Source organism: Salipiger sp. PrR003 (genome assembly GCF_010500785.1).
Classification (GTDB): domain Bacteria; phylum Pseudomonadota; class Alphaproteobacteria; order Rhodobacterales; family Rhodobacteraceae; genus Salipiger; species Salipiger pacificus_A.
In genome coordinates, this window is sequence record NZ_JAAGOV010000036.1 from 22,674 (window position 1) to 44,894 (window position 22,221).

General features: G+C 57.6%; 27 protein-coding genes. 15 read left to right on the forward strand and 12 right to left on the reverse strand.

The window, feature by feature from the left end; translation table 11 throughout:
- Positions 1-4 precede the first annotated feature (4 nt).
- From G0D83_RS10825 to G0D83_RS10835, 3 genes are all read left to right on the forward strand, one after another.
- On the forward strand, positions 5-874 hold the full coding sequence (locus G0D83_RS10825) for a Ku protein (protein ID WP_164193237.1): 870 nt from the start codon (positions 5-7) through the stop codon (positions 872-874).
- 1 nt (position 875) lies between these two features.
- Entirely contained in the window at positions 876-3,296 is a 2,421-nt protein-coding gene (gene ligD, locus G0D83_RS10830; RefSeq protein ID WP_164193240.1) for a DNA ligase D, read from the forward strand.
- Between the two features lie 292 nt (positions 3,297-3,588).
- Positions 3,589-4,209 (forward strand): hypothetical protein, encoded by a 621-nt coding sequence (locus tag G0D83_RS10835; RefSeq protein ID WP_164193243.1) that lies wholly within the window; start codon positions 3,589-3,591, stop codon positions 4,207-4,209.
- 114 nt (positions 4,210-4,323) lie between these two features.
- On the opposite strand, the gene G0D83_RS10840 is transcribed toward G0D83_RS10835, so the two are convergent.
- Positions 4,324-4,836 carry a hypothetical protein gene (locus tag G0D83_RS10840; RefSeq protein WP_164193247.1) on the reverse strand — a complete coding sequence of 171 codons (513 nt, stop codon included), beginning with the start codon at positions 4,834-4,836 and terminating at the stop codon, positions 4,324-4,326.
- A 154-nt stretch (positions 4,837-4,990) separates the two neighbouring features.
- Positions 4,991-5,686: a hypothetical protein gene (locus tag G0D83_RS10845; RefSeq protein ID WP_164193252.1), complete on the reverse strand. Its 696-nt coding sequence runs from the start codon at positions 5,684-5,686 to the stop codon at positions 4,991-4,993.
- Between the two features lie 229 nt (positions 5,687-5,915).
- On the opposite strand from G0D83_RS10845, the gene G0D83_RS10850 reads away from it, so the two are divergent.
- Positions 5,916-6,314, forward strand: coding sequence for a hypothetical protein (locus G0D83_RS10850; protein ID WP_164193256.1), 399 nt, complete (start codon positions 5,916-5,918; stop codon positions 6,312-6,314).
- 72 nt (positions 6,315-6,386) lie between these two features.
- On the opposite strand, the gene G0D83_RS10855 is transcribed toward G0D83_RS10850, so the two are convergent.
- The 3 genes from G0D83_RS10855 to G0D83_RS10865 form a co-directional block, all read right to left on the reverse strand.
- On the reverse strand, positions 6,387-7,535 hold the full coding sequence (locus tag G0D83_RS10855) for a hypothetical protein (RefSeq protein WP_164193260.1): 1,149 nt from the start codon (positions 7,533-7,535) through the stop codon (positions 6,387-6,389).
- A 1,450-nt stretch (positions 7,536-8,985) separates the two neighbouring features.
- Positions 8,986-9,288, reverse strand: coding sequence for a helix-turn-helix transcriptional regulator (locus G0D83_RS10860; protein WP_164193629.1), 303 nt, complete (start codon positions 9,286-9,288; stop codon positions 8,986-8,988).
- A 373-nt stretch (positions 9,289-9,661) separates the two neighbouring features.
- Positions 9,662-10,486, reverse strand: coding sequence for a metallophosphoesterase (locus G0D83_RS10865; RefSeq protein ID WP_164193263.1), 825 nt, complete (start codon positions 10,484-10,486; stop codon positions 9,662-9,664).
- A 243-nt stretch (positions 10,487-10,729) separates the two neighbouring features.
- Here G0D83_RS10865 and G0D83_RS10870 point away from each other — a divergent pair, with 243 nt between their 5' ends.
- Positions 10,730-11,656, forward strand: a complete 927-nt coding sequence (locus G0D83_RS10870) for a Fic family protein (protein ID WP_164193266.1) — start codon at positions 10,730-10,732, stop codon at positions 11,654-11,656.
- A 133-nt stretch (positions 11,657-11,789) separates the two neighbouring features.
- Entirely contained in the window at positions 11,790-12,254 is a 465-nt protein-coding gene (locus G0D83_RS10875) for a hypothetical protein (protein WP_164193271.1), read from the forward strand.
- A 30-nt stretch (positions 12,255-12,284) separates the two neighbouring features.
- Here G0D83_RS10875 and G0D83_RS10880 read toward each other — a convergent pair whose 3' ends face one another.
- Positions 12,285-13,679: a sensor histidine kinase gene (locus G0D83_RS10880; RefSeq protein ID WP_164193274.1), complete on the reverse strand. Its 1,395-nt coding sequence runs from the start codon at positions 13,677-13,679 to the stop codon at positions 12,285-12,287.
- 963 nt (positions 13,680-14,642) lie between these two features.
- Here G0D83_RS10880 and G0D83_RS10885 point away from each other — a divergent pair.
- Positions 14,643-14,846: a hypothetical protein gene (locus G0D83_RS10885; protein WP_164193278.1), complete on the forward strand. Its 204-nt coding sequence runs from the start codon at positions 14,643-14,645 to the stop codon at positions 14,844-14,846.
- Positions 14,847-15,497: a hypothetical protein gene (locus G0D83_RS10890; protein WP_164193282.1), complete on the forward strand. Its 651-nt coding sequence runs from the start codon at positions 14,847-14,849 to the stop codon at positions 15,495-15,497.
- A gap of 15 nt (positions 15,498-15,512) precedes the next feature.
- Here the strand turns inward: G0D83_RS10890 and G0D83_RS10895 are convergent, their stop codons facing one another.
- Together G0D83_RS10895 and G0D83_RS10900 are read right to left on the reverse strand one after the other, a co-directional pair.
- Positions 15,513-15,860, reverse strand: coding sequence for a hypothetical protein (locus tag G0D83_RS10895; RefSeq protein ID WP_164193286.1), 348 nt, complete (start codon positions 15,858-15,860; stop codon positions 15,513-15,515).
- An 8-nt stretch (positions 15,861-15,868) separates the two neighbouring features.
- Positions 15,869-16,228 (reverse strand): hypothetical protein, encoded by a 360-nt coding sequence (locus G0D83_RS10900; RefSeq protein WP_164193289.1) that lies wholly within the window; start codon positions 16,226-16,228, stop codon positions 15,869-15,871.
- 116 nt (positions 16,229-16,344) lie between these two features.
- On the opposite strand from G0D83_RS10900, the gene G0D83_RS10905 reads away from it, so the two are divergent.
- Both G0D83_RS10905 and G0D83_RS10910 read left to right on the forward strand, forming a co-directional pair.
- A complete protein-coding gene (locus G0D83_RS10905) occupies positions 16,345-16,485 on the forward strand; it encodes a hypothetical protein (RefSeq protein WP_164193292.1) in 141 nt (46 codons plus the stop codon).
- Positions 16,486-16,552: 67 nt separating this feature from the next.
- Positions 16,553-17,797 (forward strand): AAA family ATPase, encoded by a 1,245-nt coding sequence (locus G0D83_RS10910; RefSeq protein ID WP_164193296.1) that lies wholly within the window; start codon positions 16,553-16,555, stop codon positions 17,795-17,797.
- Positions 17,798-18,242: 445 nt separating this feature from the next.
- On the opposite strand, the gene G0D83_RS10915 is transcribed toward G0D83_RS10910, so the two are convergent.
- From G0D83_RS10915 to G0D83_RS10930, 4 genes are all read right to left on the reverse strand, one after another.
- Positions 18,243-18,767, reverse strand: a complete 525-nt coding sequence (locus G0D83_RS10915; RefSeq protein ID WP_235958049.1) for a DUF6088 family protein — start codon at positions 18,765-18,767, stop codon at positions 18,243-18,245.
- An 81-nt stretch (positions 18,768-18,848) separates the two neighbouring features.
- Positions 18,849-19,202, reverse strand: a complete 354-nt coding sequence (locus tag G0D83_RS10920; RefSeq protein WP_164193302.1) for a DUF2200 domain-containing protein — start codon at positions 19,200-19,202, stop codon at positions 18,849-18,851.
- A gap of 75 nt (positions 19,203-19,277) precedes the next feature.
- A complete protein-coding gene (locus tag G0D83_RS10925; RefSeq protein WP_164193305.1) occupies positions 19,278-19,841 on the reverse strand; it encodes a hypothetical protein in 564 nt (187 codons plus the stop codon).
- Between the two features lie 65 nt (positions 19,842-19,906).
- Positions 19,907-20,536, reverse strand: a complete 630-nt coding sequence (locus G0D83_RS10930) for a hypothetical protein (protein ID WP_164193308.1) — start codon at positions 20,534-20,536, stop codon at positions 19,907-19,909.
- A 147-nt stretch (positions 20,537-20,683) separates the two neighbouring features.
- Here G0D83_RS10930 and G0D83_RS10935 point away from each other — a divergent pair, with 147 nt between their 5' ends.
- The 5 genes from G0D83_RS10935 (at position 20,684) to G0D83_RS10955 (ending at position 22,135) form a co-directional block, all read left to right on the forward strand.
- The gene (locus G0D83_RS10935) at positions 20,684-20,875 is read left to right on the forward strand and encodes a hypothetical protein (RefSeq protein ID WP_164193312.1); all 192 of its coding nucleotides are present in this window, start codon (positions 20,684-20,686) and stop codon (positions 20,873-20,875) included.
- A 40-nt stretch (positions 20,876-20,915) separates the two neighbouring features.
- On the forward strand, positions 20,916-21,113 hold the full coding sequence (locus tag G0D83_RS10940; protein ID WP_164193316.1) for a hypothetical protein: 198 nt from the start codon (positions 20,916-20,918) through the stop codon (positions 21,111-21,113).
- Positions 21,114-21,142: 29 nt separating this feature from the next.
- The gene (locus G0D83_RS10945; RefSeq protein ID WP_164193320.1) at positions 21,143-21,379 is read left to right on the forward strand and encodes a hypothetical protein; all 237 of its coding nucleotides are present in this window, start codon (positions 21,143-21,145) and stop codon (positions 21,377-21,379) included.
- 18 nt (positions 21,380-21,397) lie between these two features.
- A complete protein-coding gene (locus G0D83_RS10950) occupies positions 21,398-21,655 on the forward strand; it encodes a hypothetical protein (protein ID WP_164193323.1) in 258 nt (85 codons plus the stop codon).
- A 99-nt stretch (positions 21,656-21,754) separates the two neighbouring features.
- Entirely contained in the window at positions 21,755-22,135 is a 381-nt protein-coding gene (locus G0D83_RS10955) for a hypothetical protein (RefSeq protein ID WP_164193327.1), read from the forward strand.
- Positions 22,136-22,221: the final 86 nt, after the last annotated feature.

The following is a 22,221-nucleotide window of genomic DNA, read 5'->3' on the forward strand; positions in this document are numbered from 1 at the left end:
ACCCATGGCCTCGCGCGCAGTCTGGAAAGGGCAACTTCGGCTTTCGTTGGTTTCAATTCCAGTGGAGATTCACTCGGCTACAAAGTCTGGAGCTCGGGTGAGCTTTCGCCAAATCCATGGGCCCAGCGGCAAGCCGGTTCGATATGAAAAGACTGTGGCTGGTGTCGGCCCCATCAAGAAGGAAGATATTCTCAAAGGCTATGAGTACGGGGACAACGAATATCTCTTGCTGCAGCCAGAGGAAATCGACGCCATTAAGCTCGAAACCAAGAAGACCTTGGAGCTCGTGCAGTTCGTCGGCGCCACCGAGATCCCGCCGCTCTACTTCGACAAGCCCTATTACGTCGTGCCCACAGACGATCTGGCCGAAGATGCCTACCGGGTCGTTCGGGATGCGCTACGGCAGTCCGAAAAGGTAGGGCTCGGGCAACTCACAATGCGGGGGAAGGAGCACCTGTGTGCCTTGAAGCCTTGTGGTGACGGACTGTTGCTCGAGACACTGCACTATGCAGATGAAATTCGGGAGGCCGATCCACTTTTTTCCGGTATCGAAGACGATCCAGCCGACAAAGAACTCCTCTCGGTCGCCATGGAGCTCATCGACCGAAAAACTGACGCTTTCAATGCCGCCGCGTTCGAAGACCGCTATGACGCTGGCTTGCGTGATCTGATCGAACGCAAGCGGCGCAGCAAGTCGACACCCCGCGCAAAGACTGGGGGTGACCGGACGGGCGGTTCGGATGAGGGCAACGTCATCGATCTCATGTCGGCTCTTAAGCAAAGTCTGGACCGCGACAAGTCTGGCTCGCGCACAAAGTCTACGAATAAACGCACCCCGTCCAAGCGCGGCTCCAGCTCAAAGAAGTCGGCCTGAGATGGGAGGGCTGGAGCGGTATCTTGAGCGCCGAGATTTCAGCAACACGCCAGAACCCTCGTTGGGTTACCACTCTCCCGCGCTCGCCCTGCGCTACAGTATCCAGAAACATGCTGCCACCCGGACCCATTTCGACCTGAGGCTTGAGCATGACGGCGTCCTTCTCAGCTGGGCCGTGACTCGAGGACCCTCTCTGCAGCCAAGTGATAAGCGCCTGGCTGTACGCACGGAAGACCATCCGATCTCATATCTCGATTTCGAGGGAACTATCCCGCCAGGAAACTATGGCGCCGGAACCGTGATGCTATGGGACATAGGACATTGGGAGCCCCTCGCTCCGATCTCAGCGGGGCTCAGGAAAGGGCATCTGAAATTCCGTCTGCATGGCGTCCGGCTGTCCGGAGCGTGGCATCTTCTGCGTATGAAGACCCAGGAAAAGCGAGAAAACTGGCTTCTTACGAAGGACGAAGACGAGGCTGCAGGGCGCCGGGATCCTGTCGCGCGGTATCGACGAAGCGTGTCCAGCCGCAGAACCATGGCAGAAATCTCAAGGGATATTGAATCGCCTTCATCGCACGAGGGGAAGCGTCCGAGATTTCGCAAGCCGCAATTGGCAACTCTGCGAGATGATTTGCCAGAGGACGACGCCTGGTGGCATGAGCTCAAGTTCGATGGCTACCGCGGTATGGTGGCACTCGGAAAAGGTGGCACTCGCATTTACACCCGCGGGGGTAACGACTGGACTGGGCGGTTCGAAAGTCTGGTCCCTGCGTTTGACGACGTTGCCTGTGACAGCGCACTGATCGACGGTGAAATCGTGGCTGGCGCGGGCCTACAGGGGTTCTCCGCGCTGCAAAAGGCTCTGAAATTTGGCGGCCCTTACCGCTTCTATGCCTTCGACTTGCTCGAGCTGGACGACCGGAACCTGACAGACCTCCCACTTGCGGATCGCCGGATTGCACTTGAAGGCATCTGGCGGGAACTGCCTCCGCTCGGGCCCGCGCAGCTCTCGCCGATCATAGATAGGGAACCGGGGCGCGTTTTCAGAGATATTTGCGCAGCGGGAGGCGAAGGTCTTATTTCGAAGCTGAAGGATGCCCCCTATCGCGGGACGCGAACGCAGGCTTGGCTCAAGACGAAATGCGAACGAAGGGATGAGTTCGTCGTCATTGGGTGGAAGGAGAGCAAGAAGCGTGGGCGTCCTTTCTCGTCGCTTCTTCTTGGAACTGGGGAGGAGGGCGGACTCCGGTATGTCGGTAAGGTCGGGACCGGGTTCGACAATGAGGAGATGGAGGCACTCATGGTCGCGATGCGGCCGCTCGCTCGCAAGACGCCGGCAGCGGAAGTTGATGACAGGGAGACCAAGGGTGCGCAATGGATAACGCCTCGTCTGGTTGCCGAAGTGCAATATGCCGAGCGGACCTCGAAGGGGCTACTACGGCACTCGCGATACATTGGTCTGAGGGAAGACAAGCCTGCCAGGGAAGTCCAGCTCGACAATGATCGTCCGAGCGAGGATGGCGAGTTAAACGTTGCAGGGGTGCGGGTTAGCAGCGCCGGACGAATGGTTTACCCTGGAGCGGAGGTGTCAAAGGGCGAGGTCGCTGAATACTACGCTGCGATCTCGGAGCGCATCCTGCCTTTCGTAGCCGATCGTCCTCTCTCGCTCCTACGTATGCCCGAGGGTCTCAAGGGTGAGCGCTTCTTTCAGAAACATGCGGGCAAGGGCTTCCCAAACCAGATCAAGACGCTGCCAATTGAAGAGGCCGCGGGCCGAGACGCGACCTACATGTATGTATCCGACACTGCAGGCTTGGTTGCCGCGGCGCAGATGGGCACGCTTGAATTTCACATCTGGGGAAGCCGGCGCGATAGCTTGGAGCACCCAGATCGCATGGTGTTCGATCTCGATCCGGACGAGGCACTGGACTTCAGCGCTGTGACCTCGGCAGCCTTTGATATCCGGGGCAGGCTAGAGGAACTCGGCCTCCCGTCGTGGCCGCTTCTCTCAGGCGGTAAGGGCGTGCACGTGGTCGTTCCTCTTCGCCGCGTGGCAGCATGGGATACCGTGAAATTGTATTCGCGCGTGTTCGCGACGATGCTTGCAGAGCAGGAGCCGAAAAGGTTCGTTGCAAGCATGTCGAAGGCCCGTCGGACGGGTCGGATTTTCATTGATTGGCTACGCAACGAACGTGGCGCAACCGCCATAGCCCCTTACTCGCTGCGAGCCCGTCCAGGGGCGCCCATCGCCGTGCCAGTGCGGTGGGACGATCTCGCCAGCTACCGCCAAGCCCAAGCCTTTGACATACGCAGTGTCCTTCGAAAAGGTATACCCGACGTTCGATATCCGGCTCCGGTCTCCCTGACGAAAGATCGGATAGCCGCTTTAGAGCAAGCACTGCTCGCTAATAAGTCGGACTGAGAAAATTTGGTGCGTTCAGTTCCAATGGACACTAAGAACCTTCTTGGGAGAGAAAGAGATGGGTCGGGCCCGGCAGGAATATCGGAGCTCACGCTTGAAGGAGGCATAGTCGCTAGCGAACTGAGGTGGCCACCGCTCTTCGGTCATCGCTGAACTCGCAAACAAGCGGACACTTGCCGGCCATACCACGCTTCGGAACACCGAAAAGTGGTAAACGTTCGGGTCTATGGAAGCGGCAACACGGAGGCCAAGGATGTGGGGGTGGGTGGAGGAAAACTCCGGGACAATCCAAGTGATCGTGAGCATTGCGACCGCGATCATCTGGATCTTCTACCTGCAGGTTTTCTTGATGAGCTACCTCCGGCAAACCCGAGCGAGCTTGTTGATCACTATGGCCGGGGGGAAAACATCTCGAGCCAGGTGCATCGTCTCCAACATGAGTTCAGAACCCGCCTTCCTGGTCGAGGTTATAGCTGAGCTGGAACAGAACGGCACCAACCTATCGATGAGTGTGACCGACCGCATAGGCTTTCAACCTAGTGCAGACCCTGAGGACACTGGCTCCGCAGATGCCAGCTCTGCGCATGGGCCCGTTCAAAGTGGTGGCCATGTCGACGTAGGTAGCTTTCAGGATATCTTTTCGCGAGCGGAACGGCAGCTCAACCACAAGGCAGAGGACTTCGACCACTTCCGGATCATTGCCGTGGCGGCTACCAATCAGGCCAGAGGGCTCATTGCAGCTCACAGGTCTTTCGAAATCCAGAATGGGCGCGTTACCCCGGTCGAAGTGGAAGCATCGCAGGTCAGGTCCAGACGCACGCGACAGAAAATAAAAAGGGTCCTCGAGCGCTTGCAGAAGGAGGACTGGATCGAAGGTCTCGTCAGTGATGAAATCAGCATTGGGAGAAAGTGACACGCTACGCGCACTCGGCCATCTGCGATGGGCATCTGTAAATTCAGCGACGTTCTGACGTCCTTAGACTTTTCGCAGTCCTCGTTGCGTATTGTGGGAGGCGTGGGAGTGAAGTCAGAGATCTATGGGCGCGTACTTTCTGATCCCGTGGAAGAAAATGTCGATCTCCAGGCCCAGGCCCACTTCGAAGTCGTTGAGCTCGGCCCCGCTCCAGTGATGTTGCTCGAGGCGATCGAGGAATTCCCGACGTGTTTGATGTTCGCGCGGGCTCAACGGGAAGGTCTCCGCGGCACGCAACATATCGATCCGCTTGTGGACCTCACGCATGCCTGCGAAGGCTTCCATCATCGGGCGCGTAAGTCGAGGGTCCTTCTGCCAGGACCGGCCGGCGAAGACCTCCTGCACGACACGGTTGCCGGCGCCGAGGCAATCATAGGCTACGCAACCTGAGAAGCCTTCCTGGCTCAGCTTGTCGTGGATCGTGCATTTATGAGCTGAGAGGTTAGGGCACGGCTCACCAGGGTTCTTGTCGAACGCGAAGTCGTCTCCTTTGTCGAAGGCGAGAGCAATGCAGCAGAGCGCAGAGCACTTCGAGCAATCGGTCTTCAACAGGTCGGTCTGTGGCATATTGGTCTGCGGTCCGCCGCTGGGAGTTGGAAGTCGGCCGTATGCCAAGAAATGGCAGAGGGATGCAAGTCGAGGAGGGGGGAGGGACGGCTGCTGCCATTGGCCCGCTCCCGCGGAGGTGATCACGTGTCAGAGGCCGAACCCCTACTTTCGATCATCGATTGAGGGACTCTATTTCCGTGGCGTCGTCCGCTACGATGGCTGCCTGTTCGAGTAATCTGCGGACGGCCTTGTCGCTTAGGCTTCCCTGTTTCCTGACGCTACCTTCCACCAGTGCGCCGAGATGGGTGATGAGATCGAGCCCGATTAAACCTTCATCTTCAAGATGCTCGATCATCAATGTGTTCAGGCGGATATTGGTTGCCTGTGTCGACCCTGGGCTTCTATAGAAGCCGAAACGCCCGCGTAAGTTCGCGCTCTCTCCGATATAGCAGCGCGACTTTTCCTCACCTGTAAGGCGGAAGCGATAGACCCCCGCCTCTTTTGGCGCTTCCGGAAAAACCAGTTTCCTTTCCTGCGAAAGCGTGACATCTCCGCTGGGAACCCAGTCAGCGGTCAGTGAGATCGCAATCCCGGTGCTGAAGATAGTGGGAGAGCTCGGCTCATTCACCCGAACGAAGCTGACTTCTTCCATCTCCAAAGCGAGATCTTCCGTTCGCCATCCAGCGTTAAGCCAAGCAGTTGAGTGCCTTTTCCCGCCCTGATCGTTGTTTCCCCACCAGGCTGGGTATTTCCTTGAGCTCGGAGGGAGACCCCTACCGATGATCTCTTCGATGTCTCTGAAGCTCATCCTCACCGTAGTGACAGGCAGCGACGACAAGCGTTCACACAAGGGATCGTAGATGCTCAAGGGCTTTCTCCAGTTGGACGATATCGAGGACATAAAACTGAAAAGGCGGTGGCTGATCAATGGCAAGTTCTGCTCGGGGTCAGTCGATCGCTCCGTTACGGGACGCGGATCAGTGTCCGACATCAAGCTTCCATCGTGGATCTCTTGTCAGTCGGTGAGAAATAGGAGGATGTCAAAATCCGAGCGCAAGCTGTACTCGTAAAAGGATGGAAGAACCGAAGAGATCGAAATGACCAGAATTTTGATTGCACTTTTCTTGACGTTCACGTTGACATCTTGTGCGACGAAGACGGGCCAAGACCTCAAAGAGGTGGATAAGTATCCACCGATTTCTTGGACTGTGAACCAGCCAATACAAGAAGTCTACAAGGCCTACAAAGACCATGCCGAGAAGAACCTCAGCGGGGGCGATTTTCTCTGGAGTGGTGGACTACGGGTCAGGAGCGACTTCTACGGGATGGAAGAAGGGGCCGACCTGGAGGTCAAAATGGAAGGGAACCCGCTTGCGCCCGTGACATATCTTCGCTTCGAGCTAAGCAAGAGCGGCACGGGAACAAACATTCGGGCGTGGTACTACAACAACCCTTGGCGACATCGTGCTGAAGAGTTCAGGGACGATATCTTCTGAACAACGAGGCGCCGGTGGTTCGGCGCATCTTCTTCTTTTACCCGCAGTGAGCCTGCGTTCGCAGAGCCTGTCTCAACTCGGAAATTCAGAGTTCGTGTTCCCATGCAGGACGCCGGCCAATTTCAGGTTCTCGATGCGATCTTCATAGAAGTCAGCCGATTGCTGAACCGTGGCCACCTCCTCGGGGATCGGTCGCGCGTGTGGTCCGATGTCCTCAAGGTTCCATGCAGATTGCGCCCTGCCGTAAGACTCCCGTGCTGTCTTAGTGACCACATGTCCGGACAGGGCTGAGACCTCAGCCGGCTCGAGCACGGACTTCATATTGGCCACAAACTGGTGCCTGCAGCTGTAGAGTGAGAAGTGCTTCTTGCGGCGCGGGAAGATATCTTCTCCGACGGCATAGAGCAGCTGGCTGACCTGAGACTTGGTGTTGTCGAACCGGCCGGCCTCCTGCCACTCGAGGCCTCGCTCGGACATGCGTTTGATTGCTGCCAGGATCGAGGTCGGAAGATCTGAAAGATCCAGAGTTCGGACCACGCCATTGCCGCGGGCGTTCGTCGCCTTTGCGTTCAGCACATAGAGCCAGCTGTAGTTCCGTCCGGTGTTAGGGTCCCGGTAAGTCTGAAAAGCTGTCGCCCGCCATTCGATCGGTCTCAGCCCAGTATGTACGGTCGCCTCGAGCCAGTCCCGGAGAACCGGCGCCATCTTGGAGCGCGATTTGTACTGCAGGTACGCGAAGACCATGTCCAGGTCCGCCTTGGGGAACTTCTTCTCCTTCATCGAAGAGGTCTTCTTTGCCAGGCGGTCATCTTTACCGGTGCGCTTTCCAGAGGTCTCATCTCCTTCGACGATGTCCTTGTCGAGCATATAGAGAGCGACATCGATGTCCGGATCAGGCTTACCCATAAGCGTGTAGTAGGCGGCCTGCCGGTAGACCCGCCAGGTCGACGACTTCAGCTCCGGCTTGGTGGAGATCAGCCAGGCCACGAATTCCTTTGCGGAAAAATCATCGTAGTCCTGCTCGATGCCCTGCTGGCGCTTGTAGCGATTGATCAGCATGCGGCCGCGGTTGAGATACTGAGAGGACGTCGTCTTCGAGACGGTGGTGTTCTCCCGGGCCAGTGCGCTGGGTGACTTCAGGGAGGGCTTAGCGCCGACGTTCTGGTCGAGTTCCTTGTTCTCGTCCTGGAGTTTCCTCTTCGAGGCCTTCACCCGTGCCACGATCTCGGGGTCCGGACCGGGTGGTTTTGAGGGGTCGATCGAGGCTTTGCCTTTGGGGCCGGCCTGCGGGGAATTGCCAGGGAACGTCAGGCTCGAGAGGACAGGTCTCTGAACTCCCGGGGACGGGGCCTTGGGTTTGGCCGATGGAGAGGAGGCCGCACGATTATTTGCAGCCGGGGCCGCACGCCCAGCGCGAGAGGTGTCAACATTGGGTCCGTCGGAGCCTGACGGGGCGGAGTGTTTGGCTGCCGACGTGTCAACATTGGCGGAGGGGCGACCTGGCGCCTTGGTGTCAACATTGGCGGAGCCTGAGGTGCGGCCGTCAGGGTGTGCCTGTGAGGTGTCAACATTGGAAGATGTTGGGGGCCTGGCGGCGGCGGGCCGGGAGGTGTCAACATTGGAGGAGGGCGGGGCCTTCCGGGCCGGCCGGAGGGTGAGGCCGCCAAGCTTGGGCTTGGGTGTGGTGCCTTTGGCGCTGGCGGCGGCGGGGGCCTGCTGGGCTTTGCCGTGTGCGTCCTTTGGGCGGTGGGACTGGGGCCTGTCCCTGTCCTGGTGGTCAGACATCGTCTGGGCTCCTTGGGGGTGAAATCGTTTTGGGTCTTGGAATGACTTCTGTCATGGAAAGGGCCGCACGATGTGCTGGAACCCTTTTGAGGGGAGATGGAAAACTGGGTTTATCCAGTGGGCTTCTAAAAATCTATTTTTTGAGGTCTCTCCCCATTACTTCCTAACTAAGTATCGCGGATGGTTAATTAAGTAACAAAAATATTGGAAAGGTCACACGAGGGTGCGGACGCCTGACAGTGGATGGTCTGATTTCAATATTTTTCTTACTCTTTCCTCGAAAAGTCTTACACATCGGTGGCATCTCCATAAAAATAAGGGGCTCTCACAGGGAAGTCCTCAACACGATCTGCCCAGCGCCCTACCAGCCCTCTTCGGCGTTCTGACACGCTCGAGGACGCATCCGAGGGTGCACCACCCTGGACCGATTTCTGCTGGGCCATGCCCGGCTGTTGCAGCCGTCGGCGGCGGCCTCCGGCCCATCGGAGGGTGAGGCGCTGGGTGGCCAATGCAGGCGCCCTCAGCTTTGGCCACCAGGAAAACAAACTCTGAATCTATTCCTCACCAAGAAAACTCTGAAAACTCCTCTCCGAGGGGGAGTCTTTGGCCATGAAAAATTCAGGCGTAAGGAAAATATTGAGTTAGGTATCGCAAGAAACAAGATAGGTATCGCGGATGTCAGGATAAGTATCAAAAAAAGGCAACCTGTCCTAAGATACGCTGACTTGCGGGCAAAGTATGTTGACTTCCGTGCAGTTTGATCTGCCTTCGCTGCAGGTCATCGTGACCTGGTCCACAGTTTTTTCAGGGTGAGGGGGAACTGTAATGGCAAGTTCGACCTTCTGGTTGATCCAAAGCTCAAGACGCCGGCCTGGGGATCGTGCTTTCAGAGGTCTGCGGTGGACTGTTGATTTCCGCAATTCAGCTTGTAAAGAAGTCCAATGAGGTCTCTGGCATCTCCTGACACGAGACTGTAGAAAACCCTCTGCCCATCACGTCTTGCGTTTACGAGACCTTGTTCGCGGAGCACCGCAAGCATTTGGCTGGTCGTTGCTTGCGGTGTGCCGACACACCCCGTGAGTTCCCCTACAGATTTCTCTCCGCAGCAAAGATGGCACAAGATCATCAGACGCCGCTCATGTGCTACGACCTTGAGAAATCGGACAGCTTCGGCCGCGCTGCGTGACATGTCTTCGGAGAGTGATGGGCGGACGACTAGCGGCACGTCAGACACAATGGATTCCTCACAATAACTAAAAGAACGGGTGCTGAGAAAATTTCAGCATGCCATTACCGTCATGCTGAACACCGAATGTGTCAACGGTTTTCGTCTCAGGCTCCAGCTGGTGTGGTGTTGAAGCCTCGCTGCAACGCGGCGTGCAGAGAGCTTTGAGGGATGCTACCGTTCAAATGAGCGCGACACTCTGTTGTGGCGAGAGAGCGTGATGGTGGAGCCACTTTGACGGAGGTCTCCTTGCGGGAGGCATGATGAACCCCCTTCCTTCCAAGCTATCATGTCGTCGCGCTCCCCGACTTTCCTCGGCTCGGCAACCAGGTTGCGGCTAGAGTTCGAAGACGAGCTGGAGCGGATCGTTCGCGAGATCGCGTTCGCCTGGATAGCCCACGGAGACATTCGAGACCTCGCAGCCGGAGATCTTGAAGGCTGCGGATGTGTGCGTGTGGCCATATAGCCAGCGCCGAGGACGATGGCGGTCCATGAGCCAGCTGAGGTCAGACGCGTAGGCGCCGGCGAGATCGCTATCCGGATGCGGGATGGCATTCGGATGTGGCGCATGATGGGTTACGATAGTGGTGTCGCCGTCAAAGCCGTCCTCGAGCTTGCTCTCGAGCCATCTGAGGTGCCGCTTGTGGAGTGCTCTGAGGTCGGCAGTCTGAATCCTGCGGTAGCCATCGCAGCTCAGCCGGATTGCCCGGTAGTCGTTCATACGGCTCCGGGCGGTATGCATGTTAATTCCGAGGTGGCCGCCGCCGAGTTCAAAGTTAGTCCACAGCGTGCACATCAATACACGAGCCCGGTTATCGATGCGGACCTCTTTCTGTTGGGCGAAGTGGCACCCGAGCTCGTCGCACGCAGCCTGCAGCTTGTCTTCGCGATCCAGGTGATGACCGTAGTAGTCATGGTTGCCTGGCAGGACATAGACCTTGGCGGGATCGACATGCTCGAGAACACGCGGTATCAGCCTCCGCCATTTCTTGGCGCCGTGATTTGAGATGTCGCCAGCCAGAACGATGATGTCGGAAGTCCAGAGATCAGGATGCAGTTGCCTCAGAGGGTCTTTCCCGTCCTGCTCCCACAGGTCGAGATGGAGATCCGCGATCGCCGTGATCCGCGGCCTTTCTGAAATCTGAGGTCTGACGGTAGTCATATTTTGGGGCCTCGAAGGGGGCGGTCTCCCCGGGCAGAGAATGATGTGAAGTCTTGGTAGCATCGAAGTATATGGTCGCCAATGATGAAGGGCTGATTGTTGCCTGATCGCTGTGAGAGCTCTCACCTTCGCGTTGAAGACACCCCATGCCTCCGCTACCTTCTTGTGACGAGGAGGTGACGTTCAGACGATCGAAAACGAGTTGCCCTATGTTCAGGGGCGCGACGACGAGGGCGGAGAGCAATGAGCGAGACACCAGGTCGGCTGGAGCCGTGTGGGATCGAGGAGAACATTCCTGCGAGACTGCGGCTTGCCGTGGAACTGGCACTCAAGCTGCAGCGCGAGGGTCGCGGCCGTCGGACCGTGACGGAAATCCACCATGAACGCCATGAAGTCCGCGTGATGAACGCCCACTTCTCTCTTAAGCTCGAGGGGATCGACGTCCCGATTTTCCTGATTTCCCGCGCGCTGAGCGGAGAGCCCCTCGATGGGGAAGAAGCAGACCTCGCCCAGGCAGCACTGGCGCACATCAAAGTGGAGACCTGGCTCGACGGCCTACACGATCAAGGTCTGCTTCCTGTCCCGACGGATGTTGCGTTCCTGCGTGAAATCCACCGGCGCCTCTATGAGGGGATGCCGCGATCGATGCGACATCTCGAGGGCAGGGAGGTCGTGCCGGGAAATTTCAGAGACACCCATGTCAGTGTGGGTCAGCACGTTCCCCCATCTCCGGACCGCGTTGGCGCCTTCATGGATCATTTTCAGAGACGGTACCGGGGACTGGCTGCCGGCGCCACAGGTCGCGTCCTGGCGCTCCCGGCCGCTCACCACCGTTTTAGCTACATCCATCCATTCCAGGACGGCAATGGACGCGTGGCGCGCCTGATGACGCACGCGATGATCTTGCGAGCAGGGTTGTCCGATCAGAACCCGTGGTCGATCTCCTATGCGCTCTCGGAGGCCCACAATGAGCACCGGAGCTATCATGAGGAGATGGCGCTGGCGGACACTCCGCGCCAAGGCGACCGTGACGGCCGCGGAAATCTATCCCTGCGCTACCTCGAGCATTTTACTGAGTGGTTCCTCGAGCGTATGATCTGCGAGATCAGCAACACGATCGGGACCGGCCATGCTTCTCCGGAGAACCTTGTCGAAGCTGCCGCTGAGTAAATTGTCATAGAATGTCGCCCTCACGCCACGAACACCATTGGTTGCATGGCGAGACCCGAGTTCGCCTTTGACTCTTTGGGTGACGCGAAGTAGCAGCACTCAATGACAATAATAAAGTGTTCGGGGGTTACACATGTATAGAGCCTTCGCTATCTCGGCAATTTTTTCCTTCATGATGGCGCCGGCTCTTGCGGATGACTTCGGTGCTGACTACCTCGCTTCTACAAAGATTGGCCGAAGCCTGACGACGCGTGGCAAGTCGTCTGTATCGATGGTGACGATCAATGAGTGCAAACTGTCCTATGTGTTTCAAGCTATGGGGACTTGTGAGGCTTCCGGCGATCTGAAGAGTGAAACCGCGGATATCAACCTGCGTAGCGTCGGGAAGCTATCTGCGCATGTTGTCGGAGACTCTACCGAATTCATTCTCTCGGGGCGCCCAGACATCTCCAGCCTCACGTCGGAGACGTTCTCCCTCTGCGGGGGCGAGGTGCATCATCGGTCGTCGCTCAGTGAAGCGACCTTCTCGATCCCAGAGCTGGTTGGGCAATCAGTGTTCGACGAACTCAGCAGCTATATTCAGACCTACTGCGAATAGGCCTCCTAGCGGCGTTCCCGGGCTTAAAAATCAAGAATGACTCTGGCCTGTCGAAGCAGCGTTGAAGGTCAAGGTCCAGCTGAGACCTTCGGGATCGTAGTTGGTGACAGCGTTGCCGTCGACCAGACTGGGCACCATCGTCTCGATGAGCTTTGTACCGAACCCTTTCGCCTTCGGCGGGGATACGATCGGACCGAGCCGCTCCTTCCACTCCACTGTGACCGTTCCGTCTAGGGCCAGGCTCCAGGACACCGCGAGTTCGCCACCTTCTTCAGATAGTGATCCGTACTTCATGGCGTTGGTTGCCAGCTCATGCAACGCCAGCCCAAGGGTCTGCGCTTTAGACGCGGGGACTGTGACTTGGCCATCGCCGGCGAGGCTGACACGGGCTTCGGCCGCCTCGATGACCGGGCGAAGCTGGGAGTGCATGAGCTCTTCCATGTCGACAACGCCAGCTGTTCCGGTCAGCAACAAGTCCTGGGCGGCAGCCATGGCAGATAGCCGACCCTGAAAATGTTCGAGAAAGTCGTCGGGATGGCTACGCGCAGTTTGACGCGCGATCGCGCTGATCAAGGTGAGCATGTTCTTCGAGCGGTGGTTCAGCTCTCGCAAAAGCGTGTCGATCTGCTGAGTAGCCCGCCTGCTCTCGGTCACATCCTCTGCGATCGCCGCCACACCGATAACGCCATCGGCGGACGTAACCGGAAAGAACTGTTCTCGCCAATGGCGTGTCATGCCTGGGTTCGCTGGAGTTGTTCCACTGACTTCGATGTCAGACTTGGGCTCGCCAGTCTCCAAGACCTGCGTCCAAATCTCGCGGATACCCGCGTGATCATCCAAATCGGGTAGCAACTCTTGAACAGTGCGCCCGATGTGAGCTTCGGCCGGCAGCCCGTTCATCTCGGCGAGCTTCCGGTTGATGTGCACGAAGCGGAAGTCTCGATCCCAAACGCCCAGGCCGACAGGCGCCGCATCGAAGACTGCCTTGAGGACCGCATCGGTCCTCGTGATCCGCATCTCGAGTGCCCTGAATGCGTCGTTGTCAGCAGACTGAGGGCGCTCAAGGCGTCCAGCGAAAGTCGTGTCGGTCTCGAGGCCTTTTACGGCGACTGGCTTACCTGTCGTGTCCCGTAGGACCACGCCGCGGTCGAGAACGGTGCGCTCTTGGCCATTGGGAATAAGGATTCTGAATTCGGACTGGTAGTCGCGATCGGACGCGAGCACGCTCTCAAGCTCTTCGTGGATGCGCGGTCGGTCTTCGGGATGAATGAGCTCCACGAACTCAGCGATATTTTCAGGTGGAGATGTCCGACCGTAGAGTGCGAGAAGCCCGGAACTCCACTCGAGCGTGTCCTCTTCGATCCACCATGTGTAGTTACCTACGCCGGCTATGCCAGCCCATTGCGCGTCATTTGCAGTATCCAAGAGATAGCCCCCTGACTTTGCTGATGCGGTGCCTCCTTACCTCTGAAGATAAAACAAGCTCTGAGTTTCTGCCAAGTGTCAGAAGTGCGTCAGGTGACGTTGACGTCCTTAAGCTGTCTTCACATTGGTGGGCTACCTTCGTCCACAACGAAGGCGAATACAAGGCATGGGCAGAAATGGTATTTTTCAGAGCGCAATCAGGACGGGAACGGCAACGAAAGGTGTTCCGTAAGCAACGCTTGCCGGGAGGGAGAGTTCTGATCTCACTCAGGCGGGATGTATATGAACGCGCCAAGCAGCGAGTCAGGGCATACTCCCCGAAGAGCTCTGATGCCCCGCCGAGAAGCTAAGAGAGGGGCACGCACCGTTGGGGATCTAGTGGTGCGAGGCCCCTCTGAGCCGTTCCGGAGTGGTGTAGTAAGCTCGGGGCCGCGGGTATCTCGACAAGAGTCAGCGAGCAAGGATGCCGTTTCGTAAGAGGTTCAGCCCATTCCTGTGAAGCGCGCCCAGCAAGAGAGTTATGAGCGCGCTTCGAGGGGACGCTGAAATCGCGGAAGCCACGATCATCTGGGGGATGCAGCGCCGCCCTTGAGCAAAGAGATAGCACATTGCTCCGGCGCCCGGTTTCAATCTGATGTGAAGCGTCGAGATTGCACGTTACGACGCAGCGGACGCGAGAGCTAAAGGAGAGAGCTCCTTAACAAATATGGGCGCTCTCTCCAGAGCGGTCCCGTGAGTGGCGGTGAAACACGCTCACGTTTCGAGGTAGCGTTCTCATGCCACCGGGCAAACCAGCAGGCAAATATTCGCCGAACTACCAGTGAGCAGGGGCGCACGGAACCGATGTCGCGATCCCAAGGTTTCGCTCCAAGGACACTCGGAAAGTCGTCCAAAGAGCGTTGAGCTCTATCTCATTGAGGTAGCAGCGTTCGAAAAAGCGGCTGTGGGGAGGGAGATGAGGAGATGACACGCAGGCTTGTAAACCTGGGACACGGCTTCTGGAATGTGCGTTTAACGATGAAAATCGGCGGCATTCTCAACGTTGGTACCCACGTATCGATCGTGCGCAAGAAGTCCGGCCGCTTCGTCATCCTCGATAGCTATACCCTGAATGGAGAGATCAAAGAGCCGGTCCCGGTCGTTGCGCCTGCACTCGCCCGCATCTAGGTGATCACCAAGCTATTGGGGGACGGACCCGACCAGAAGTTCGAGTTCGCACTGCTCCAGGCTGAGGCCAAGAAGGTGAAGGATGACTACGTCATGGCTGAGCCGGCCTACATGCGGGCCTTTGAGGTGGCGGACAACGATGAGCAGAGAGCAAGTGCTCTTCACCATCTGGCGAAGGGGATCGCGGACAAAGGCGATGGTGACTTCTTCCTGCCGCGTCTGAAGACGCTTGCCGAGTTCACCATGGATGAGAGCAACGATATACGCAATGAGGTTCGCGCAGACATTTTTCAGAAGATCGCGGACATGCGTCTGCAGGTGGGCCATAAGCCGATAAGCGTACGCGGGGACCTTGATCGGGCCCTGGGCTATACGCGCTGGGCACCGGGAGTGACGCGGGAATTGTGTGAGAAGATCATCAGGCAGACCGTCAGGATCATCACAAGCAACCGTAAGGAAACCAATGAGTACGGGATCGACTCCTTTGAAGACCGTCTGCCTTTCCTCCAACACCTTCTCGACGCCCTTGAAGAAGGAGGCCCAGCGCTCATTCAGTGCAAACCTCGCACGCGGGAAGAGGCTCTTGCCGAGATGGAGCGGGATCGTGAGCGTGCGGCCGCAAGGGATGCGGAGCCCGAGATTAAATTCTGAAAATGATGCCGGCCCCTACATTGCGGGGGCCAGTGCCAGTTGTGGCCTGAACGCAGGCTTGTTGGAGGTCTCGATCAGGAAGATGGCCATATGGCGCAGCGTGGCTTCCATAGACTGCTCTTCTGGCTCCCAGAACTCGAGCACCTCGTGCGCCTCCATCAGGGTGTCGGTGATCTCATTCAGGCGATAGTCGGTCGGCTCGGCGCCCTCTTCTGCGATGTGGCGGTCAAGGCGATGCAGGAGTGAATTCAGAGTCACACCATGGCCTGTGAGCGCCATCTCAAGGACTTCGGAGTCCCTGAGGCCATGACAGCAGTCGATCATCGCCTCGTGGGTTTGAGCGGGGGTCTTTTTGTCGGACATTGGCAGCCTCACATCCTCGGGCCAGGCGCCGGCGCAGGATCGATCAGTGCGTCGATCCGAGCCACCATGTCAGCCTTCCTTTCGGCGCCGCGGTCCGTATTGGGCTCCCAATAGATCAGCCCTTTGTCCCGCGCATCACGAAGAAGCTCGGTGGTCTTCTCGATTGCCTCGGGGACATCGTGGACGGCTGCGACCATGAACCTGTCGATGCCGGCGAGCATCTCACGAAGGTTGTCGGCCCCGCGGGATGTGTTCGGCTCCCAGTAGATCAGGCCCTTCTCGCGCACCTCACGCAGCATCTCGAAGAGTTCCCCCAAGCGCTCGGTGTTTTCCTGCGCGGTCTCGTGTGCCGTGACGTCGTCGTTCATATCTTCTTTCCTTATTCAACGCGAAGAAAGTGTGCGCCCTTTTGCAACTGGCGCCCTTAATTTAAGATTAATAAGGTTCGAGTACTCTCGAGACTGTCGAGAAGAGGATAACGACCATGAGCACCCAAACGCCCATTGATGTGATCACCCGCCCTGTAGATGCACGATCACTGGCGTCTTTCTCACTTGCGGCGTGCGGATTTCTTGCGATCTGGTGTGCAACCTGGGGCGCGCTGATCGCAAAGATGGCCGGATAAGGCCAGCCAGGCTCGACTTCTTCAAAGGATAGATGTAGGCTCGTCCAGAATTCAGGATATCCAAGACATGAGACCGAGCTTCCAACACCTGCGCGCGCTGGCCCCGTCAGCCGGCAACAACTATGCGATCGACTGGAGTGGTATTGAGGCCATTCTTACCGATGAGTTCGCTGCCATGCGCTCGACCGAGCAGTCTCCTCTGCACCACGCGGAGGGGGATGTCCTCACGCACACCAAGATGGTCGTCGAAAGCCTGGTCGCAGATGACGCCTGGCGCGGACTTCCTGAAAACCGGCGAGAGATGCTCTTCTGGACCGCAGTGCTGCACGATGTCGGCAAGCCGGCAACCACTGTCTTCGATGAATACGGCCGCATCTCCTCCCGGGGTCACTCGCGCGCCGGTGTGTACTTTGCTCGCCGTTTCCTGATGGAAGTTGGGGCCCCGTTCCGCTGGCGTGAGGAAGTTTGCGGTCTGATGGAGCATCACCAGGCACCATTCTGGCTCCTCGAGCGGGACGACCCCGAGAAGAAGGCGATCGAGATCTCGCTCACCTGCAATACGGCTGACCTCTGCCTTCATGCACGGCACGACATCCACGGCCGGATTTGCCAGGACGCCCAGCGCGTTCTCGAGAATATCGATCTCGCAGAAATGCTGTTTTCAGAGTCCGAATGCCTTGGTGTGCCGCGGGACTTCCCGAACGACACGACCCGCATCGAGTATCTCGAGAAGCACGATCGATACCTCGGGTTCGAAGCGCATGAGACCTTCCGCTCATTTGTGATCCTGATGTGTGGGCTGCCGGGGGCCGGGAAGGACACCTGGATCAGTCAGCACTGCGAAAACTGGGACAAGGTCAGCCTTGACGATCTCCGTGCAGAGATGGGTATCTCCCCGGAGGCAAACCAAGGCGTGGTTCTTCAGGCTGCCAAGGAGCGGGCTCGGGAGCATCTGCGCGCGGGTGAGGACTTTGTCTGGAATGCCACGAACCTGACCCGCCAGAAGCGCGCAGAGCTCCTCTCCCTGTTCCGGGACTACGGAGCCCACACGTGCATCGTCTACATCGAGCCGGAGCTCGACACGATCTACGCCCAGAACCGCGGACGGGAAGCCCAGGTTCCTCCCAAGGCGTTCGGCCGGATGCTGAGCAAGCTGGAGCCTCCACGCATCGATGAGGCGCATTCGGTCATGTGGGATGTAAAAAGTGGGCCATTTTTCCGGGGCACACACTTCATAATGTGCGAGACAGCCGGATACCCACACGTTCTGGGGTGGGTGGGGCCTGGATCAGAGAATATTCCGCATTTGTAACGTATTGAAAGACAAATGAGTGTGATTCTATCGGGTAGAAGACACTCATTCTCGCCAGCATTTCAGTCATACCTCTGGGGTCTACCTATGAGTGTATGCAAACTCACATAACAAAAAAATATATGGCGATCTGATAGGGACTTAGTGCGAATCAAACTTCTCATTCTGAGAATGAGGCTGAAATTGGTTCGATTTCGTGTAGCTTGACCTTACTGAAGTTGCGTGCGCATCGAGTAAGATTGGAGATTGATCTCCTGGTGGTCGCAGCTGGCCTTTATTTTGAGGCTATGCCTTGCATTCAGGGGGGAGGCGGTAGTGAGTGACCGGCCCTTTTCTTTTTCAGTACGAGGGCACCCGGGGGAGACTCCGGGTGCCGATTTTTTTGGGGGTTCCCCGTTATTCATTCGATGCTCGACCATTGAGGTCATTGCGAACTGATCCATGCTCAGGCGTGGGCTACGATCTGTCCGATTACCGGATGCATCCAGGCGGGGACCTGTGTGCTTTGCTTTGCAAGCTGTGCTCGATACTTGGCGTCCAGCGCCCGGGCGATCTTGCCAATGACTTGATCGTCCACGCGATCTTTGCCGAGATAGCGCAGCGCTTGAAAGACCATGCCTGTCTTCGACCCAGCCCCAACCAATGTTTTCGGAGAAGCGTTTCGGAACTGGATCACCTGCTGCCCGACCGTCTTCGTGCGGGTGGGCCCGTCTGTCATGTAGGTCGGAATGGAGGGCACTTGGGTAGACAAGCCTAATTGATTGGCAGCCATTGCCGGGGAGGGCTGAAGAACCTGCTTGTCCTTTCGGGCCACAGCACGTGCAATATCATCGGCGGATGGCGCCAGAAGCCCAAACCTCGGGCTTTTCCTAGGGTAGTCATAGAGTAGGCTACATGTGACCCCTTGTGGCGCAACTTCGGCATATATAGGCGGTGAATGGCCTGTTGATGAGACTCTTGGCGCCCGCAAACTCTGGGCTCTAGCCTGGGAACCTTCACACGAAGTCCGGCAGGGAGATTGAGCGCATTCTGTCGCTCTCGATAGGAGCCGCTACGGTGCCCGGAGAATCTTCTCCATGGCCTTCCCCTTGGCGAGTTCGTCGATGAGCTTGTCGAGGTACCGGATCTCACGCATTGTCGGCTCCTCGATGTTTTCCACCCGGACACCACAGACGACGCCTTTGATGTTCGCCCTCGCCGGTTGCATCGCGGGTGCCTCGGCAAAGAAGGTTTCGAAGTCGGTCACACCCATCAGAATGCCCTCGAGGTCTACTTGCGAGTAACCAGTGAGCCAGCGGATGATCTGGTCGACTTCCTGCTTGGTCCGCCCTTTCCGCTCAGCCTTCGCAATGTAGAGCGGGTAGACTGACGAGAAGCTCGTCGTGTAAATCCTGTGCTTTGCCATGGCGCTGCCCGTACTTGAGAGATCTCAACTTCTATATCGCCCAGCGCATGTCGCAGGGAAGATCTCTGAAAATTTTCAGAGTGCGAGCGAGACCATTTGAGCCGGGGTGAGCGATTTCAGGACCTCTACCGTCTCATCGTAGGAAGGGCCGGTTGTCCACTGATCCACCACATCGGAGATGTCTGGGTCGTCCATCCAATCGACCTCGTCCAAAAGGTCAATGTAATCTTCTCCAGCGTCGAGGGGTTCAATGACAACAGTGTCGACCTGGCCGAACTGGTCGGCCGTGAGGTCTAGGCGAATGCCCAAGGCTTCATTCACAAGCCAAGTGTGTGCGGCCTCTTCGATGCTGTCATCCTCGTTGGCGCCATCCAGGTTAGTGACGTCGAGAGGGACATCGACATAGTTGAACAAGGAGACCGCGCCGGCTTGTACCTGCCAGCCTTCATGACCGGCTGCCTCCAGTGCTCTCAGGGCAGCATGGGAACTCTCCCGGCAGAGATGCGTCGACAGAATTGATGGGAGTGGGTGCAGTCCATTCCACTGATCCCAGTAAGCCTGCCAGAGCGGTGCCAAGTGAGCACGCAGGGTCTCCGCGATTTTCAGAGTTCGGGCAATGTCGTCGTCGGGATCGGTCATATTGGGCTTCCTGCTGATGGCCGGAAGATGCACGGGGTGCGGCAATCGGCAAATGGCGATCATGCTCAGCCGGGCACAGGCGCAGCAGGTCGCATGATGATCTCCTTCAGCCTCTCAACGAGAGCATCGAACTTTGGGTCGTACGCCCACTGCTTGACGGCACATTCGATGGCCGGGTCATCCATCCAGTCGATGTTCGGAGAGTGCCCGTTGCCAATGTATCGCCCTTCATAGTGGACCGGCTCAACCAGGGGGCCTTCGATCAGACCGAACTGGTCAACCATAAGGTCGAGCCGGATCCCGAGTTCAGAGTTTACGAGCCAGGTGTGAGCCACCCGATCTTTGTCGCGCTCAGCGGCTCCGGTGAGTTCGGTATCCCACACGTCTGATGGGATGTCGTCATCCGGGTCGAAGAGAAAGGCGCCCGCATAAGTCCGCCAGCCTTCAAGTCCGGCTTCGTTGAAAGCCTCCAGGCCGAGCAGTGAGCTTTCTCTGCAGAGGCTCGTCGACAGGATGGCCGGAAGGGGTGAGGTCTCATCGAGATCATCCAGGCGCCAGTGCTGCCACGCCCCGGGCAGCGATCTTCTCAACACCCACTGGGTTTTCAGGTACGCGCGAATGGCTTCCGCCAACTCGGCTATGAGTTCCAGGTCGTCTTCAGACGGGTTGATGACCTCTTCCGTACACTCAAGCATGCAGCCTCTCCTTCGATCGCTAGATTGCAGAGGCTTGGCATCGGGCAAACTCAATCTATCCATTGGGGCGCTGCCGGATTGATGAATAAAGTGTTGACTGTTCTTTTTCCATGTTGTTGACTGAGGATACGCAAAGAGAGAACTGCCATGCCTGAACAGCAATCCTTCAAAGCTTCTGTCGTCAACCAAGTACGCGACCACCTCGACGGCAAGATCGACGCGAACGGCGTCTGCGCCATCAGCAAGCGGCTTGATGGCTTCCTGTCGACGATGCCTTGCGGTGCCGAGCAGGTGACACCCGCAGAAGCGGCCGAACAGATCATCTGCGGCGTTTCCTGACCACAACGGCGTCGTGGCGCCTCGAGCAATAGAGCGTTCTATGGCTGAAGAACAAGAAGGCCCCTTCCACCTGTCGAAAACCTCCAATGGGGAAGCGAATTGGTTCAGCGCCTACGACCCTGCCTCGGGCGTAAGCATTCCGGGAAAAAGCCGCGAGGAGGCGGAGGCTCTGGTTCATTCGATCAACCGCGCCTGCGTGTTGTTCGCGAAGATGCACCCACAAGGAGGCTCTCAATAAAGCTGACGCCTGACCCTTACAACCGGATCATGGAAGCTGCCAAGCTTGGGAAGGGTGTGAACTTATCACCGAGCGAAGTGGCCGCCATGGCTGTCGACAGCAGCATTCAGCGGCGAGCGGAGAGCTTCAAAGCGGATCGAGCTGTCTGGTACATGCAAGAGATGTGGGGCGCGCTGAAACAATATCGCTATCAGAAGGCGGCTGGGATCGTCAGCAGTGATCCTCTTGGGAGTAAGCGCATCTCGGAAGCTCTCGGCAAAGAATAAAGACAAGGAAGCGGAATAATGATGAGAGAAGGTCAAGCTGAACTCGTGCAGTGGAATTCCAACAAAGTTCTGAAGTTGGCGCTGGTCACAGGAATGCTGCTAATTTACGTGGCTCTGGCGCTCGGCTTCATTATTATTGTGAAGACTACGCTCAGTATGTCAAATGCCGCTCCCGATGGGCGAAGCAGGGTCGAAGTTGCGAAGAGCCAAGCGCTGCAGCAGAAAGCAGCTGGGATGGTGGACGTTGAACCCCTCGGCACGACCGACAAAGAATAAAGGCAAGCAAGCACATCTCCTATGACCAAGTGTACCAGTAAAATTGTGTTTTGGGCGAGCGTCTTTGCCGCGGCAGCGGTAGTTGCAGGAACGTCCGGAATGGTGACATATCTGGCGGTGGCGTCCCGCTCGCCAGGTGCTGTCTGGGTCGAAATCGCGCGCAACCAGCCCCTGGAGCCATGCTTCAAGAACCATATTTCCGCTCGCCTTCACTACGTGGGGATGCTGGAGCGTGAGAATATGTCGGACGACGAACTGGCCAAGTACGTCGAAGCTGGACAGGTCATTCCAGAGGGACCCCATGAAGGCGTGATCGTACCCGAAGACTGCTTTGCGGTCTCGGATGGGTACTACGGCTTTGCCGTGACGTTCTGGGAGCGCCCCAAGGATGCAGACCGCCACTTCGACATGTCGATCCCTTTCTGGACTGGTCCTGAAGTCGGACTGGCACCTGTGGCGAGCACGGACGATCAGGGGTGACTTCCATCATTGCGATAGGGTGCACGTTGACTGACGCAGGTCTTTCCTTGCGTCACCTCGCGCACCTTGGGCCTCAGGAGGCCCCC